Annotated in this window: 15 protein-coding genes; 10 read left to right on the top strand and 5 right to left on the bottom strand. The window is 45.1% G+C overall.

What is annotated here, in order from left to right:
* Positions 1-257 precede the first annotated feature (257 nt).
* Positions 258-743, bottom strand: a complete 486-nt coding sequence (locus CE058_RS23925) for a hypothetical protein (protein ID WP_163145265.1) — start codon at positions 741-743, stop codon at positions 258-260.
* A 175-nt stretch (positions 744-918) separates the two neighbouring features.
* Here CE058_RS23925 and CE058_RS23920 point away from each other — a divergent pair, with 175 nt between their 5' ends.
* Positions 919-2,613, top strand: coding sequence for a methyl-accepting chemotaxis protein (locus CE058_RS23920; protein WP_163145264.1), 1,695 nt, complete (start codon positions 919-921; stop codon positions 2,611-2,613).
* 173 nt (positions 2,614-2,786) lie between these two features.
* Here the strand turns inward: CE058_RS23920 and CE058_RS23915 are convergent, their stop codons facing one another.
* Positions 2,787-2,993 (bottom strand): YbbN family protein, encoded by a 207-nt coding sequence (locus CE058_RS23915; protein ID WP_163145263.1) that lies wholly within the window; start codon positions 2,991-2,993, stop codon positions 2,787-2,789.
* A 215-nt stretch (positions 2,994-3,208) separates the two neighbouring features.
* Here CE058_RS23915 and CE058_RS23910 point away from each other — a divergent pair, with 215 nt between their 5' ends.
* The gene (locus tag CE058_RS23910) at positions 3,209-3,805 is read left to right on the top strand and encodes a class I SAM-dependent methyltransferase (protein WP_163145262.1); all 597 of its coding nucleotides are present in this window, start codon (positions 3,209-3,211) and stop codon (positions 3,803-3,805) included.
* A 29-nt stretch (positions 3,806-3,834) separates the two neighbouring features.
* Here CE058_RS23910 and CE058_RS23905 read toward each other — a convergent pair whose 3' ends face one another.
* Complete coding sequence (locus CE058_RS23905) at positions 3,835-5,007, bottom strand: MFS transporter (protein WP_163145261.1); 1,173 nt, start codon at positions 5,005-5,007, stop codon at positions 3,835-3,837.
* Positions 5,008-5,205: 198 nt separating this feature from the next.
* Here CE058_RS23905 and CE058_RS23900 point away from each other — a divergent pair, with 198 nt between their 5' ends.
* The 6 genes from CE058_RS23900 to CE058_RS23875 all read left to right on the top strand — a co-directional run bounded on the left by CE058_RS23900 (position 5,206) and on the right by CE058_RS23875 (position 10,547).
* Positions 5,206-6,540 carry an MFS transporter gene (locus CE058_RS23900; protein WP_163145260.1) on the top strand — a complete coding sequence of 445 codons (1,335 nt, stop codon included), beginning with the start codon at positions 5,206-5,208 and terminating at the stop codon, positions 6,538-6,540.
* Between the two features lie 13 nt (positions 6,541-6,553).
* The gene (locus CE058_RS23895) at positions 6,554-7,531 is read left to right on the top strand and encodes an ornithine cyclodeaminase family protein (RefSeq protein ID WP_163145259.1); all 978 of its coding nucleotides are present in this window, start codon (positions 6,554-6,556) and stop codon (positions 7,529-7,531) included.
* A 68-nt stretch (positions 7,532-7,599) separates the two neighbouring features.
* Positions 7,600-7,791: a hypothetical protein gene (locus tag CE058_RS23890; protein ID WP_048011171.1), complete on the top strand. Its 192-nt coding sequence runs from the start codon at positions 7,600-7,602 to the stop codon at positions 7,789-7,791.
* 147 nt (positions 7,792-7,938) lie between these two features.
* Positions 7,939-9,057, top strand: a complete 1,119-nt coding sequence (locus CE058_RS23885; protein WP_163145258.1) for an NAD(P)/FAD-dependent oxidoreductase — start codon at positions 7,939-7,941, stop codon at positions 9,055-9,057.
* 121 nt (positions 9,058-9,178) lie between these two features.
* Positions 9,179-10,027, top strand: coding sequence for a KPN_02809 family neutral zinc metallopeptidase (ypfJ, locus tag CE058_RS23880; RefSeq protein WP_048011169.1), 849 nt, complete (start codon positions 9,179-9,181; stop codon positions 10,025-10,027).
* A gap of 19 nt (positions 10,028-10,046) precedes the next feature.
* Positions 10,047-10,547 (top strand): cupin domain-containing protein, encoded by a 501-nt coding sequence (locus CE058_RS23875; protein ID WP_048011168.1) that lies wholly within the window; start codon positions 10,047-10,049, stop codon positions 10,545-10,547.
* A 301-nt stretch (positions 10,548-10,848) separates the two neighbouring features.
* On the opposite strand, the gene CE058_RS23870 is transcribed toward CE058_RS23875, so the two are convergent.
* Positions 10,849-12,342 (bottom strand): peptide MFS transporter, encoded by a 1,494-nt coding sequence (locus tag CE058_RS23870; RefSeq protein ID WP_048011167.1) that lies wholly within the window; start codon positions 12,340-12,342, stop codon positions 10,849-10,851.
* 230 nt (positions 12,343-12,572) lie between these two features.
* Positions 12,573-13,841 (bottom strand): GGDEF domain-containing protein, encoded by a 1,269-nt coding sequence (locus CE058_RS23865; protein ID WP_163145257.1) that lies wholly within the window; start codon positions 13,839-13,841, stop codon positions 12,573-12,575.
* A 470-nt stretch (positions 13,842-14,311) separates the two neighbouring features.
* Here CE058_RS23865 and CE058_RS23860 point away from each other — a divergent pair, with 470 nt between their 5' ends.
* Both CE058_RS23860 and CE058_RS23855 read left to right on the top strand, forming a co-directional pair.
* On the top strand, positions 14,312-15,493 hold the full coding sequence (locus tag CE058_RS23860; RefSeq protein WP_152539667.1) for a ParM/StbA family protein: 1,182 nt from the start codon (positions 14,312-14,314) through the stop codon (positions 15,491-15,493).
* A gap of 11 nt (positions 15,494-15,504) precedes the next feature.
* Positions 15,505-16,095, top strand: coding sequence for a hypothetical protein (locus CE058_RS23855; protein ID WP_048011164.1), 591 nt, complete (start codon positions 15,505-15,507; stop codon positions 16,093-16,095).
* Positions 16,096-16,241: the final 146 nt, after the last annotated feature.

The following is a 16,241-nucleotide window of genomic DNA, read 5'->3' as shown; positions in this document are numbered from 1 at the left end:
AACTTCGGACACAAAAAGCAGTGGAGCGCGAGCTAGAGTCAGAACCTGGGTCAACTTCGGACACAAAAAGCAGGAAAGCGCGAGTTAGAGTCAGAACCCGGGTCAACTTCGGACGCAAAAAGCAGGAAAGGGCGAGTTAGAGTCAGAACCTGGGTCAACTTCAGACACAAAACACAGAAAACCGCCATCCAGAATCCAAACCCGCCCTTGTCCAAAACCAGCCAAAGCCCCCATCACTTAACAGATTGGGGCTATTTCTATGCGGACGGTAAGCACAACACAACAATCTTATACGGCGTAGTCTGGGCAGGTATGCTTTTGGTAGATGGACCATAGGTCACAACCAGGTCCCTGTTGGCGGGGCTGCCGGTAAAGGCCTGCCCATTGGTCAGCACCATCCGGGTATACGGTGAGATGTTTAATTGCAGCTGTCCATCGCTGCTGATTAGCTGGCTATTAAAGAAGTCCGTTTTCACATTTTGCTGAGAAGTATGTTTTACCATCACCAGCGCCCGGTATTGAGGAGGATATATCAGCGGAACAGGAGCATTGCCGTCATAATATCCAGTAATGATGTCCCCCGTAGACAGCATGGTCTGGTCTAAAACATAAGTGGAAGGGGATACGATAAAATTAACCGTTCCTCCCATTCCGTTATCAGCAGAAATCATCTTAAGGCAGCCTTCCTCGTTAAAATCAGAGATTTGCACGATAGTACCGGTGAAATATTGAAAGTTGGTCATCTTCTTCCTCCGTTCTTTAAAATAAAGCCTCGGATTTAACCAATATATTAAAACAGCCTACTTTACGTTCCTTTGTAAATTTACAAAACATTACTTTTCATCCAATCTTTACATTGGATTTACATTCGGTCTGTATAATTTCCTTATAGGTCATTAGTATGGGGGTTTTGGAGAAATGAAGAAGCAGCTGGACAACTTTGCGGCAGTCTGCAGCCATAAGCTGAACCTGGGCAAAAGATTATTGGTATTGTTTTTTACCTTGCTGCTGCTATCGATATCGGCAGTCGGAGTTAGTTCCTATCTTAAAACAAAGGACATGGCAATCAAAACAATTGAGGATAGATTGGCAAGAGAAGCAGAATTAATGGGATACATAGCGGAAAACTTAAAGTTTGTGTATGTCAGTGATGATGCGTACTTTATGCAGCAGCTCGAGGCCAGTATCCGTTCTCAGCAGAAAAAGCTGCACTCGGATGGGATTGATTCCAATTTTTTCTATCTTGCAGATAATAGGATGAAGCCTTTTAAAGTCAGCAGCAAAACGGATGCCTCTTTTTCAAGGGATGTGATCAATAAGATCAGCGCAATGAAAAATGGCGTCTTACATATTGAGATGAACGGGACAGATTATACAGCAGCCTTTCAGGAGATGAAGGAAATTAGCGGTGTCTATGTAGTTCTCATCCCGGCAAAGGCGTATATGTCTGATGTGCATGCGATCGGTTATTTTATGATTGCAGCGATTGTGGTCAGTTTATTGTCTGCCTCAGCCATTATCAGCCTTTTTGTCAGAAAAATAACGAAGCCTTTGAACCTTTTAAGAAACACCATTCGGGAGGTCCGGGAAGGTAACCTGCAAAATCCGCTTGAAATTCATACAGAAATTCCTGAAATTGCTTCTCTCCAGAAAAGTTATAACAGCATGATTGAACAAATGAGGAGCCTGCTGAGGGAGCTGACCGGTACAACGAAGGAGCTGGAGAGTACGGGCAATGAGCTGAAAGGGTCATCCTTAAGCGCTCTTGAAAGCGGACATCAGCTCGTATCAGCCATTCACCTCGTGAAAATGGGGGCAGAGCAAACGGCAGCAAGTTCTGAAAATAGTGCATCCAGTTTTAAAGAAATGAAGGATAGGTTCGAAGATATGTTTTTACATATGCAAAGTGTAACCCGCAGCTCGGAGGTGATGAATGATGCTGCCAGGCGCGGCGGGAACAGCATCAGTGACCTCATCGATGCCATTCATTACTTTGGCTCGGAATTTGGAAAATTGACTCTGACTATAAAAGAGGTCAAAGATCATTCCTTAGCGATTACAAATCTTGTCGGAATGGTAAAAGGGATTGCTGAACAAACAAGGCTGTTATCCTTAAATGCTTCCATCGAGGCTGCCAGGGCAGGAGAGGCAGGGAAAGGCTTTGCTGTGGTTGCAGGAGAAGTCCGGAAACTGGCAGAGCAATCTGCAGGTGCTGCAGAAGATATCACTCAGGGAATAAGAAGTATGGAGAATATAACTCTCAGGGCTTCAGAGGAATTTGACCGGCTCCATACAGAGATCAAAGGCAATCTTGGGATGGCGGGCCAATCCAAATTATCATTGGACGAGCTGATGAATGAGATTTCTAATGTAAGCGGCAAGCTCAAAACCATGCAAACGGAGCTGAAAGGCCTGGAAGAAACGCTGCCGCAGCTTGAACAGGGTGCTGAACAGTTCTCCTCTGTTTCACAGGAAACATTGGCCAGTGCAGAAGAAATGCTTGCTGCCAGCGTCATTCAAACAGAACAAATGGAGAAAACGGATAAAATTAGGGTGAAGCTCAATACTCTGGCAAGATCGTTGTCTGAAATGACAAGTCAATATAGGGCATAGGGATTACGAAAATCGTAAGGTGAGACTCGCTGAATCCTCCACAGCTGCCCTGGCTGGCTGCAAATTTGGAAGGACCCTTTTAAAAGGTGAACCAGGTATAGGCTGCCTGGTTCACACATTCATTGTTAGAATTCACTTCGTTACACGAACGGAAAAGCACCGCCAGTCCTGTTTTACTCATCAAAAACCCCTTCATAAATCTTTTTCAAATCATCACGAAGCTTCTCAACCGGTATGAACCGGGCTTCCCTTAGTACTTCTCTTCCATCGAGATATAAGGCAATCACAGGAACTGTAAAGGCCATCAGATACCCGGCAATTTCGGTTACCTTTCCAGCGTTTACAAGCCGTGCTTCGATACGGGGATAATCCTTCAACACTTCCTCAACCTGAGGAAGCAGGCCATGACAGACGCTTCAGCTGTCATGAAGCACATAAATAAGGCCGAGCTCCGTGCTTTGAATAAATTGATGCACCTCTTCCATCGCTGTCAGCTCTTTCATTTTTATCCTCCTCTTGCTGGCATTTTTTCCATTATACAATAGGATTTCCAGAACCTCTCCTAGAATACCTTATGGGAAAAGGAGTGGTTAAATTGGCAAATCTATGGGAAGAAAAGTTTTCTCAAGCAGGCTATTTATATGGCGAAGAGCCCAACGAATTCATCAGGGAGCAGGCGTGGCGGCTTGAAGGGCACAAACGAGTTGTTGCCTTTGCCGAGGGAGAAGGCCGAAATGCCGTATTCCTGGCAAGAAAGGGGCATAAGGTAACAGCATGGGATTATACGCAAAGCGGGTTAGACAAAACACAGCAGCTGGCTGAGCGCCATCAAGTCAGAGTGGAAACAGGGCAGAAGGATCTGATTCATGATTTTGTGCCATCCGGTGAATATGACGCTTCTATAATGGTTTTCGGCCATTTTCTGAAAAAAGACCAAAAAACCGTATTTGATAAGCTGGTTTCCGTTGTCAAAACGGGTGGAATTGTCATGCTTGAGGTTTATTCAGAGGATCAGCTCAGCTATGGTACAGGCGGGCCAAAAAGTGTGGATATGGTCTATCATCCTGCAGATATTCTTCAATGGATACAGGGTTATAAGGTCCTTCATTTCTTTTATGGCGAACAGGAGAGAGTAGAAGGAAAAGGCCATACAGGAACGGGACATGTCATCCAGACCATCCTGCAAAAGTAGAAAAAGGAGGCAAAATGAGCCTCCTTTTTTTAAGGTGTAATTGAACGGGTTCTGTTTACCTTGGCAGAATACACACGATACATTATGAATGCCAAACCGGAAAGCAGGATTCCAGTCAAGTACGGAGCACCGATGCTGATGGTGAACAGCCATCCTCCGAGCGGCGGGCCGATAATGCGTCCCAGGGAATCGAAGGATGACAGCAGGCCAGTCGTGCTGCCGTGTCCAGTTTGAGATGTCTTTGTCAGCAGGGAAGAAACACTCGGACGGATAAATCCGTTCCCTATGCCGAAAATCGTCAGGAAAATCGCCGCAGTCGTAAAACTGTCAACCAGGAGAATCAGTCCAAAGCCAATGGCGGAGACGATGATCCCCAGCTGAATCACAGCCCCTTCTCCATACTTTTTCGTCATTCGTCCTACCAGACCGCCCTGCACAAGGGCTCCTCCAAATCCCATAATCATAAAAATATAGCCTAGCTCAACGGTGCCAAGACCTGCTTTTTCAGCCGCAAAATAAGCGAAGGTTGCTTCCAGTCCTGCCAGTGACAGTGAAACAAACAGCTGAAGGATAAACAAAATGCCGGTGTTTCCTCTTAAAGCGGTCATCAGACCCGGACGCTTAGCTGTTCCCTGGCTGCGCTGCTCCGGTGACAGAGACTCCTTCAGCACAAGCATGACAAGGAAGAATGTGATAAACGAAGAAGTTCCTGCCGCGTAGAAAGGAAGGTTCAAACTTTCCCGGGAAAAGATGCCGCCTATCGCAGGGCCGAAAATAAAGCCTAAGCCCACTGCAGCACCAATGATGCCCATCCCTTTTCCGCGGTCTTCTTCAGATGTAATATCCGCTACATAAGCCATGACCGTCGGCATATTGGCAGACGACAGAAAGCCGCCGATAATTCTGGCTGCAAACAGCATCCACAGCTCAGTGGACAGGGCCATCATGAAAAAAGACAATCCAAGGCCAAAAATTCCGATCATAATGACAGGCTTGCGTCCGATTTTATCGGAAACGCGCCCCCACATAGGCGCAAACAGCAGCTGCATCAGCGAATATACGGCCATTAACAGGCCCAGTTCAGTGGGTGATGCCCCTAATTCCTCCGCATAAAAGGGGATGACAGGAATAATGATTCCAAACCCAACCATCACAAGAAACATAACGGCGAATAAAAGAGGCAGTGCTTTTTTAGTATTCAACATGTTCACTCCAGTTAAAGTCAAATTCCATCTAAGTATTATGATTATAACAAAAACATTCCCATACTTTCACCTTAGGGATTGGACAGGTAAATAAGTTCTATTTATTATCCAATTTTAAAAATATATTGAAATATCAAAATAATATAAACTATGATAAACTTGTACATTTTTACAGTTAAGAGAGGGGGAAATGGAATGGAAAAGAAATTAGAAAAGAAAGTCCTGATTGCAAGCCTGATCGGAAGTTCCATCGAATGGTTTGATTATTTTTTATACGGAACGGTTGCTGCACTTGTATTTAATCAAATGTTTTTTCACAGTGATGATCCGGCTGTCGGCTTGATGCTGGCGTATGCCTCTTTCGCACTTGCTTTCTTCATCCGTCCGCTGGGCGGGGTTATTTTCAGCCACATAGGGGATAAAATCGGCAGAAAGAAGACACTTGTCCTCACATTATCCCTTATGGGCGGTGCAACAGTCCTCATGGGCTTTTTGCCTACCTACGATAATATAGGCGCGGCAGCACCGATTCTGCTGATTCTTTTACGCTTAATACAAGGAATTGGACTTGGAGGAGAATGGGGCGGTGCATTGCTGCTTGCTGTTGAATATGCTCCAAAAAATCGGCGCGGCTTTTTTGGAAGCATTCCGCAAATGGGTGTCACTATCGGAATGCTCCTCGGAACACTCGCTTTATCTATCATGACATTATTGCCGGAGGAAGCTTTTTTATCATGGGGATGGCGCGTACCGTTCATTCTAAGTGCCCTGCTTGTCTTTTTTGGCTTATGGATCCGCAAAGGCATTGATGAGACTCCATCCTTTAAAAAGGCCCAGGAAAAAGGGGAAATTGCCAAGATCCCATTTGTGGAAACGATGCAAAGCCATTGGAAGGAAGTATTGATTGCAGTCGGTGCAAAAGTGGTGGAGACCGCACCATTTTATATCTTCGGAACCTTTATTGTTTCCTATGCGACCACACAGCTTGGCTTCTCGCGTACGGTTACATTGAATGCCGTTACGATTGCAACGGTTATTACTACTATTTTGATCCCGATTATGGGAAAACTGTCTGACAAAATTGGCCGAAAAAAGCTTTATGTCGGCGGAACGGTCCTGATGATGCTTTATGCCTTTCCGTACTTCTGGCTTCTTCACCAGGGTTCGGCCGTTCTGCTGGTTGTGGCCACCATATTGGGCCTCGGCATCATCTGGGCACCAATCACCGCTGTCCTTGGAACGATGTTTTCTGAAATATTTAAGTCGAATGTCCGCTATACCGGCATCACCCTGGGCTATCAAATAGGGGCAGCACTGGCAGGAGGAACAGCTCCTCTTGTGGCAACAGCCCTGCTGAATGCCTATGATAATTCCTATGTTCCTGTAGCCTTATACATCATGCTTGCTGCCGCCATCTCTTTAATTGCGATTTCATCCGTCCGCGACCGCAGCAATCAGGACCTGGATTCTGATCTGACAGGAGAAAATTCATTCCATACAGGCTTCGGACAAACCAATCATAAAGCTTAGAAAGGTAGAGTTCATGCTTTTATTATCTGAAAAAGAAATCAAATCCATCTATACGATGGAATCAGCCATTAAAGATCTTGAAAACGCACTGGTACATAATCAGGAAGGGAAAATCCTGAATCCGCATAGAACCGTGCTTGATTTTCCGGAGAAAAAAGCTTCAGCCCTTTATATGCCGAGTGCCCTGCCGCCAATCGGAAAAACGGCTGTGAAGGTGGTCACCATTTTTCCTGAGAACCCTGCGGTCGGCAAAAAAACCACTCAGGGAGTCATATTATTAAGTGATACGGAAACAGGGGAACACCTGGCATGCATGAATGCCTCGTACCTGACAAGGCTCCGGACCGGGGCGGTGAGCGGAATTGCCACTAAGCATCTCGCGAAAAAATCGGCAAGATCAGTGGCCGTAATTGGCTGCGGGGCAATGGCTGAAGAACAGCTTCAGGCTGTTTTGGAGGTTCGCGAAATAGAGGGAATTTTCCTTTACAACCGGACGGCTGCAAAGGCACATGAGTTTGCTGACAAGTTTAAGGAGTTTAATTGTGCGGTGACTATCCTGGAAAATGCGGATGAAGCTGTTTCCCGGGCGGATATTGTCATCTGCAGCACCCGCTCGGAAAAGCCTGTGTTCTCTGGAAAGGCCCTCCAGCAGGGGACGCATATAAACGGGGTAGGCTCCTATCTTCCGCATATGCAGGAAGTCGACGCAGAGACGCTGCTGCGAAGTTCTAAAATCGTCGTGGACACCATAGAAGGAGTCAAAGATGAAGCCGGTGATTTTATTGTTCCTGCCGCCGAAGGCATCTGGAGCTTTTCGGACCTGCATGGTGAAATCGGACAATTATCATCCGGAATGATTGCTGGCCGGGAAAACGATGAAGAGATTACCTTTTTCAAATCAGTCGGGATTGCCTATTTTGACATCGCTGTGGCAGCAGCGGTTTATGAAAAAGCAATTCTTGAAGGCGTCGGAACGAAGGTGGATCTGTAAAAAGGTGAATAGTGCCTGAAGCTTTGGAAAATCTATAGCTATACTTCTAAATTAAAGGAGAGATAGAGATGCCAAAGCAGCCGAATAAAGTAACAGAAGAACAGCAAATCGTATCAGCCCAAAACCAGGCTGACCAATTCAAAAAAGGAATGGACACCGAATTTGCTCTTGAAGAAAACGTCCAGGATGCGGCAGCCAAAAGCCAGCAGTATCAGGCACAAAACCAGCAGCCAACCTATGAACCGAATAAGCCGTTTTAATGAAACTGCATGATGGGTGTTGCGCCTGTCATGCAGTTTTTAGTTTAAAACACTCGTCCAGGAACCAAAAAAACTATCCCTCTTTTTGAACCTTTCCCCAAACTCTTGTAGAATTAGTGGCAAACCAGATCGCAAAAAGGAGTCATTATGAAAAGTCATATCGTAATTGGTGCAGGAATTCTGGGAGCTTCTGCTGCCTACCATTTGGCTAAGGAAGGTGCTAAAGTCACCGTTATCGACCGCAAAGATCCGGGGCAGGCAACCGATGCAGCGGCCGGAATTATATGCCCCTGGCTGTCCCAGCGGCGGAATAAGGCGTGGTATGCGCTCGCCAAAGGGGGAGCGGCCTATTATCAGACACTGATCAGGGAGCTTGAAAAAGACGGCGAGACAGAGACCGGCTATCAGCAGGCAGGCGCCGTCAGCCTTCATACCGATTCTGCAAAGCTGGAAAAAATGGAAGAACGGGCCATGAAAAGGCGAGGAGATGCTCCTGAAATGGGGGAGATTACACATCTGTCTCCGGAACAGACATCCCGGCTGTTTCCCCCATTGGCTAAGGAATATGCCTCTGTCCATGTAAGCGGTGCGGCGCGCGTCAGTGGCCGCGCACTGAGGGATGCGCTGCTGCGGGCAGCTGAAAAGCATGGTGCGGAAGTGGTGCAGGGCTCTGCAGAACTTGTGTGCCAGGGAGATGAGATTACAGCTGTTAAAGCCAGCGGAAAGCAATATGAAGCGGAAAGTGTGATTGCAGCGGCCGGAGCGTGGGCAGCAGAGCTTTTTGAGCCGCTTGGAATCCAACTGGATGTGAAGCCGCAAAAAGCGCAAATCGTCCATCTTCAGCTTGAAGGGGAAGATACCGCGGGCTGGCCGGTTGTCATGCCTCCAAACAATCAATACATTCTGGCTTTTGAGGGAGGACGCATCGTCACTGGCGCCACCCATGAAGATGATATGGGCTACGATTTAAGAGTAACTGCAAGCGGTCTGACTGATATTTTTGAAAAAGCTTTAGCAATCGCCCCGGGATTATCGGATGGAACGTTTACAGAAGCACGGGTGGGATTCCGTCCCTATACACCCGGATTTCTGCCCATAATAGGCCAAATTCCGGGTCTCAAAGGGCTTTACATAGCAAATGGGCTTGGAGCATCAGGGCTTACTGCAGGGCCGTTTCTGGGCGCCCAGCTGGCCAGGCTTGCTCTCGGACAGGAGGTTGATATTGACCTGAGCCTCTATGATCCGGCTGGCGCGGTAAAAAAATGATAGGATCTCAAGGTGCCTGTTTTAGCAGCAGGCACTTATTTTTTTGTTTCTGATAAGTTAATAAATCGCTTTATTTCGGGTATACACTAATGAAAGTGATGTTTCATTAGGAGGCTGAATCATGAAGTGGAAAGGCAGAAGAGCGAGTTCGAACGTGGAAGACCGGAGAGGCATGGGCGGCGGGGGGAAAACCCTGATCGGCGGCGGCCTTGGCGGAATTATTATAGTATTGTTATTTACCTTCCTCGGAGGTGATCCGGGTGAGCTGTTAGGCAATATGGCGGGATCAGATTCTGGTACATCTGTGCCATATGAAGAGTCAGAGCATGAAAAAGAGCTTGCTGATTTTGTCTCAGTTGTGCTGGCGGATACAGAAGAGGTCTGGACGGAACTATTCGAAGAGCAGGGTTTGCAGTATAAAGAGCCGACCCTTGTTTTATACTCAGGCAGCGTACAGTCTGCCTGCGGAGCAGCTTCCTCTTCAGTGGGGCCCTTCTATTGCCCGGGCGACCAAAAACTGTATATCGATTTAAGCTTTTACGATGAACTGCAAAGGAAATTCCAGGCACCAGGAGATTTTGCCATGGCTTATGTTATCGCCCATGAGGTTGGGCACCATGTGCAGACACTGCTGGGGACAACCGAAGAAATCATGCCGCTCCGCCAGAGGATGAGTGAAGAGAAATTTAATAAATATCTCGTCCGGTTTGAATTGCAGGCCGACTATTATTCAGGCGTTTGGGCTCACCATGCCCAGGGAATGGGATATTTAGAGGAAGGCGATCTGGAAGAGGCCCTTAATGCAGCCACGGCAGTAGGGGACGACACCCTTCAAAAACGCGCGCAGGGCTATGTCGTGCCGGAAAGCTTTACACATGGCACGTCAGAGCAAAGGAAGTCATGGTTTCACAAAGGATTCCAGAACGGAACCATCAAAGGCGGAGATACGTTTAAGCAAAGCAGTTTTTGATGTGAAAGGAGCGGATTGAATGAATAGCGGGATTCAAACCATTCTGCTGAAAGATGATGGGCAAATACCCAACAATCAAGGTCTCCCGGTCATCATATACAAGGCAGTTTTTAAGGAACAGCCCGGCGAAATAGAGGCTGCTTTCAACAGACACCAATGGACAGGAAGCTGGACGGGCGGAGTGTATGATTACCACCATTATCACTCCAACACTCACGAAGTACTGGGGGTCAAAGCGGGACAGGCAACCGTCCTTATCGGTGGCGATCAGGGCGAACGCCTCGAAATCAGCCAGGGCGACGTCATTCTCCTTCCTGCAGGCACAGGGCATAAGAAGATTGAAAGCAGCCTGGACTTCAAAGTCGTGGGTGCCTATCCCGGCGGGACAAGCCCGAATATGAAGAAAAAAGACCCATCAGACCGTGTACAGGCACTCGAAGAAATTAAAAATGTCCCGATTCCGCAGATGGACCCTGTTTATGGTGAAGAGGGGCCGATGCTTGCGGAATGGAGAGGCTGATGGCAGCGGTTTACCGGCCAATCTGAAGCATTTACCGGTCTAAATAGAGGATTTACCGGCCGATTTTAAGAAAATACCGGCCAAATTGGCGAATTTACCGGCCAAACATATATCGGGAAACAAGCACAAAAAAAGCCAGAAGAGCTTAACTCTTCTGGCTTTTCCTTTTCCAAAAACTGTTTAGCTCCAGCGCCTACCCCCTCGAGGTCACAAGCCAATCCTCCCAAAAAGGCAAAGAACGCCTTTCCGTGAGGCTCGTCTTGTGCTTGTCGGGGGTGAGCAAGGCGCTTCGCTTTTCTAGTTATCGTACACCCTTCATAAATCCTTGAATCTTAGGACTCAATAAGAATAAGATGATGGATAGCAGGATCGCTACTGCACCAATTACTCCGAAATACGTCATTTCCGTTTCAGGTGTGTAGAATTTAACAATCTGTGCATTGATTGCCTGTGCTGCCGCATTTGATAGGAACCAAAGGCTCATCGTTTGTGCGGAGAACGCAGCAGGCGCTAATTTGGTTGTGGCTGAAAGTCCAACAGGTGATAAGCAAAGCTCTCCAAGAACAACAATGAAGTAGCTAAGAACCAGCCATAATGGGCTTACTAGAGAATCTGTTCCGCCAAGGTAAGCAGGAAGCAGAATCACAATGAAAGATAAACCGGCAAACAATAGACCCAGTGAGAATTTCTGCGGCACTGAAGGCTGGCGGTCGCCAAGCTTCACCCACAGCCACGCAAATACTGGCGCGAAGAAAATAATAAATAATGGGTTAAGAGACTGGAACCATGCCGGTGATATATCAAGTCCCATAAACTCAAGCTGTGTACGCTTGTCCGCATAATTCGCAAGAATTGTTGAGCCCTGCTCCTGGATCGCCCAGAACATAACAGATGCAATGAATAATGGAATATACGCAATGATGCGTGAACGTTCCACTTCGGTTGTCTTCGGGCTGCGATACATCATCGTAAAGTAAATAATCGGGAGGCCGATACCCAGAATACCAACAAGTGCAATAAAGGAATCAAATGTTAAAAGACCAGTTGGGATGCCGACAGCAACTAAAATCGCAATAATAACAGCACCCAGGCCGATTCTTGTATAAACTGTTTTCTTTTCATTTGCAGATAATGGATTAGAAATATAAGTTCCCGCTAATCCAAGATTTTTCTTTTTCGTAAAGATAAACACCAATAAGCCAAAGAACATACCAACGGCTGCAATGGCGAATCCAAGATGGAAATTATATTTCATTCCAACTGTTCCGACAATTAACGGCGCAAGGAATCCGCCAAGGTTGATGCCCATATAGAAAATACTGAAACCGGCATCGCGGCGGTTATCTTCAGGACTGTAAATGTCCCCAACGACGCTCGATACATTCGGCTTCAATAAACCAGTACCTAAAACAATCAAAACCATGGAAACAAAGAACATAGCCAAGCTTCCAGGAATGGAAAGGGCAATATGGCCGAGCATGATTAAAATTCCGCCATAGAATACCGCTCTGGATGTTCCAAGTAATCTGTCAGCCATCCATCCGCCGATGATTCCTGACATATACACCAATGACCCATAAATGGACATGATTGCTAAAGCTGTTGGCTCATCGAGGCCTAATCCGCCTTTTGAAACCTCGTAGTACATATAGAAAACAAGGATTGCTCTCATTCCATAGTAAGAAAAGCGCTCCCAAAATTCGGTGAAGAAAAGTGTGAACAAGCCTTTAGGATGTCCGAAGAAACCTTTTTGAGGCACACTTTCAACAATTTTCTGCCTGTTAAAATCTGACATGTTTCATCCTCCTTTTAGCTATTCTATAATATCTTTCATAGTTGCTAATTGTCAAAAAAAATTTTATGTAACGATGGTTATTATTGGCTTCAAAGGAGGAATAAATAGATTTCCCAGAGAATTCATTCAAAGTTTATTTTTTCAGAATAATGATAGTATTATTAATTTTATAAAAAACAAATGTATTAAACCCCAAAAAAAAGCCGCCCAAACCGGCGGCTGAGAATATCTTATGCGTTTGTCAGAACTGCTTCTGCAGGTCTGTGCGGATAGGCAGGCTCTTCCCTGCTGGATAGCCTGTTTTTACCCATTTCCTTGGACTGGAGAAGGAGTTGGTCTGCATAAACATAAGCTTTTTCAATAGAAAGCAGATCGTTTACTGTATAGTAAAAAAGGCCAAATGATGCAGTGTAGGAAATAGAAATGGACTCCTCTTTAAAATCAGCTTGAAAAGGGCTGTTTTCAACGCCTTTGCGTATCTTCTGAGCTAAATTCAGGCACTCTTCATATGTTCTGAATCTTATAATAATCGTAAACTCTTCTCCTCCGCTCCTGAACAAGTAATCATCTTTGGAGAGGTAGCTTTTTAAAGTATCGGCAAAGTGCCTGATTGCCTGGTCGCCAACCGCGTGATTATAGCTGTCATTTATCCTCTTGAATTTGTCAATGTCAGCTACAACTATACCAAGGCTTTCATCTGATTGATTAAGCTCCGTCATCTTTTTATCCATATAAGCACGGTTAAACACACCAGTCAGAAAGTCAGTATAGGCCATCTGCTCAAACTTATCACGTTCGATTTTATTCTGCAGCATCTGTGATTTCGACAGAAACGAGCGGCTCACAAGGTAGTTAAGGATAAACAGGCTTATGAGCATTTCCCATTTTCCCTCCTTCAGGAATAACAGCAAAAGGCCGTTCGTGAAGGCAATCTTCCCCATATCCAGCACACTTCTTGTTTTGATAAAGTCAATCGCTTCTACCTTCGTTTTAATATCTCCTGTCAGTTTAAAAACAGTAATCAGGAATAGATCCGAAAGCAAAGAGGTTACGGTGATCAGCATCAGCATGACGACCCAAAAACCGAATGGCACCCCCTTAATGAGGGGAGATAACAGATGGAACAAATAGAATGCGATGGAGTTGCTCATTACAAAGGAACCAATGTTATAGAACGTATGGAAAAATTCATCAGGATCCTCTGTTTTTGTATGCTTTTTATAAAAATAGACGCAAAAACGGTAGATAATTTCAAATATCAACAGCCCTAATGGCCCTGTAAACAGTCCAATGGAAAGACTGTAATTAATCCCATAATCGATCGATGTATTTCCATTTCTGCTGATAATCCGCAGATGATAATACAGGCATGCAAACAGCAGATATATACCCAGCGCTTTTATATATACAGAGCTCTCGACACTGATTTCCTCTGAGAAAACAGCAGTGCACACGGAAATGATAAAAAGCGAAACCATAAATATTTTGGAGCCTTGCATCTTTCTGAACTCCTTTTCCTATTGTTATACTCCTATTTTATAGGAGTTTTTACCAAGAAAGTAGATTAATTTAGTTTATTTTCTAAATTTTTTAATAATATCCAATTCAGGTGCTTTTCACTTAGAGAAGATAAGGGTATTATTTTATCTCCTAAACTATCAAATTTTAAGAAAAACACCAAGGGAATCTGTTTGTAAACGAATTTGATTACATGTATACAATAATGTTTACAAATGTATTCAAAAATGTAAACAAGTATACAAATAGGTGTACACGTTGGTGTATAAGGATGTGTGCGCTTTTGTTTACATGTATACGGAAAGTGTATACAATGAAGGCAGATGTTTACATTTTGTTTACGTTTTTACGCTTTGATTACTTTTTGTTTCCTCTCATTGATTAATCTCTCAATCTGAATTACTCTTAAAATAGCAGCTCTATATTATGGAGAATGAAAGGATTGAATGATTTGACGAATTCACGAATTGCAGCAGTTGACGTAGGAAACGATTCTATTAAAGCAATCTTTGGGAAATTGGATTCAGAATTAAACATACCGAATGTAATAGCGAGAGATGTTGAGGACCGGCCGGTTATCGGGATTGAAGAACTTGACAGCAAAAATCCGCTTGAAGGCATACATATTAGAGTTCACTCCCCTGCCCTGAAGGAAAACAATACGATTTACCGTGTAGGTCACCTGGCAACAAAAAGCGATAATGCTACTGAACTGGATCCAGGCAGCAGCAAATCCGAAGAAGACCAGACATTGGTTATGCTTTTCACTGCTTTGGCATTGGATGCTGTACAAAACGGCGGTTCCACTGGCTTTAAAAAGTCAGGTAATGTGATCGATGCAAACTACACACTTGGCACAGGACTTCCTCTACGCGAAGTGAAGGAAGGCAAGGATGCGGGCTACCGTTCCAAGCTGCTGGGCTCTGTCCATCAGGTTGAGTTCCTTGTAACACCGAAGTACCAGGGGCAAAAAGTTAATATCAAGTTTGAAGAAATCAAGGTTTATCCTGAAGGATTTGCTGCTTATATTAACCTTGTAATGGATAATAACTTAAACATCATTAATAAGGATTTAATTGATAAGCGTATTTTAATCCAGGATATCGGCGGATTATCTACGGATATCGCTGTCATTAAAAACCGCAATGTAGATGATGATAAAGCGCAGGGCTTCAACCTTGGCGTGTCTGAAGCGCTTGAATCCATCCGTGAAGAGATCCGTTCGAAGCATGGTGTTGAGCTCGACAGCCGCACAGATGTCGTGGAAATCATCACGAAGAAAAATGACCGCAATCATATTATGGTTAAGGGAAGCCGCACAAGCGTGCATGATATTACAGACCGTATCCTGCTTGACCTGGCGAAGAAGCAGTACCGCCTGCTCCGCAATGTGTGGCAGAAAAACTCCCAGACGGAGATCTGCTACTTCGTCGGCGGCGGTTCTATTGTTCTAAAAGATTATCTGAAGACATTAAATAATAATCTGGATGGCTATAACATTGACTTCTTCGAGGATGAAAAGGAAAGCATCTGGATGATGGCAAATGCTTATTACAAGCTGATCTCTGATTTTTCAAGAAGAACGAATAAAGATAAGGCAGACCAGGATAAGAAACCTGTAAAAGCCAACTAGGGTGATTTTTCATGAGTAAAGCTTCCTCTTCTGAAATTAAGAGAGGACAATCCATATCCTTTCGTGTACCATCTGACACACCTGATCATATTCTGAAGCATCTGCAAAAGCTCAAGGAAACCGAAAAGCGGAATTTTTCGAGCAAAATGGCCGAGTTTGTGATGCAGGGAGTCAGCAGTTCACAATCAAAAGACCGGGAAACCATCACCATTCCCCTTCCAAAGGGGCTAAGCAAGGTTCAGCGCGACTGGCTAAAGCATGAGCACTCAGAAGCCTTGCTCGGCAGCATCATTTATCAGCTGATTACGGACCCGGTGCGGGCAACATCCCTGCTGGCGTCCTTGAACAGCCGCTCTTCTGATATAGATGAAGCTCTATATCTGCAGGAGGAGCCGAGGCCTGCTGTGAATGAGTATGATTCGGCAGCCGCGGCTTTAGAGGAAGACCAGGTATCTGAAGATGATCTGACGGATATTGAAGATGATCTGCTTGACTTTGATTGGGACAAAGCTAAACAGGAACAGCAAGAAGAAACTGAAGAGGAAAGCGAAGAAGACCTGGATACTCTTCTTGGCGGCTTTCTTGCACATATGAATAAATAAGTTCGAGGGGAGTTTCAGTGATGAGACTCCCCTTTTTTGCAGTTGAGCAGGGTCTGCTTTTGGAAAAAACAGTGTTAAATTCTGTGATAGATACCGCTTATTCGATAGAACCGGAAAGCTTCGGATTATTCGATAAAACCAGAAAG

This window comes from Bacillus sp. 22-7, from assembly GCF_010628845.1.
GTDB lineage: Bacteria > Bacillota > Bacilli > Bacillales > Cytobacillaceae > Cytobacillus > Cytobacillus firmus_B.
This window is presented reverse-complemented; position numbering and strand designations above follow the sequence as displayed.

Bases quoted from the DNA above. Each gene is read 5' to 3' on its own strand.
- CE058_RS23925 (WP_163145265.1), bottom strand. From the start codon at position 743: ATGACCAACTTTCAATATTTCACCGGTACTATCGTGCAAATCTCTGAT.
- CE058_RS23920 (WP_163145264.1), top strand. From the start codon at position 919: ATGAAGAAGCAGCTGGACAACTTTGCGGCAGTCTGCAGCCATAAGCTG.
- CE058_RS23900 (WP_163145260.1), top strand. From the start codon at position 5,206: ATGGAAAAGAAATTAGAAAAGAAAGTCCTGATTGCAAGCCTGATCGGA.
- CE058_RS23895 (WP_163145259.1), top strand. From the start codon at position 6,554: ATGCTTTTATTATCTGAAAAAGAAATCAAATCCATCTATACGATGGAA.
- CE058_RS23890 (WP_048011171.1), top strand. From the start codon at position 7,600: ATGCCAAAGCAGCCGAATAAAGTAACAGAAGAACAGCAAATCGTATCA.
- CE058_RS23885 (WP_163145258.1), top strand. From the start codon at position 7,939: ATGAAAAGTCATATCGTAATTGGTGCAGGAATTCTGGGAGCTTCTGCT.
- ypfJ (WP_048011169.1), top strand. From the start codon at position 9,179: ATGAAGTGGAAAGGCAGAAGAGCGAGTTCGAACGTGGAAGACCGGAGA.
- CE058_RS23875 (WP_048011168.1), top strand. From the start codon at position 10,047: ATGAATAGCGGGATTCAAACCATTCTGCTGAAAGATGATGGGCAAATA.
- CE058_RS23870 (WP_048011167.1), bottom strand. From the start codon at position 12,342: ATGTCAGATTTTAACAGGCAGAAAATTGTTGAAAGTGTGCCTCAAAAA.
- CE058_RS23865 (WP_163145257.1), bottom strand. From the start codon at position 13,841: ATGCAAGGCTCCAAAATATTTATGGTTTCGCTTTTTATCATTTCCGTG.
- CE058_RS23855 (WP_048011164.1), top strand. From the start codon at position 15,505: ATGAGTAAAGCTTCCTCTTCTGAAATTAAGAGAGGACAATCCATATCC.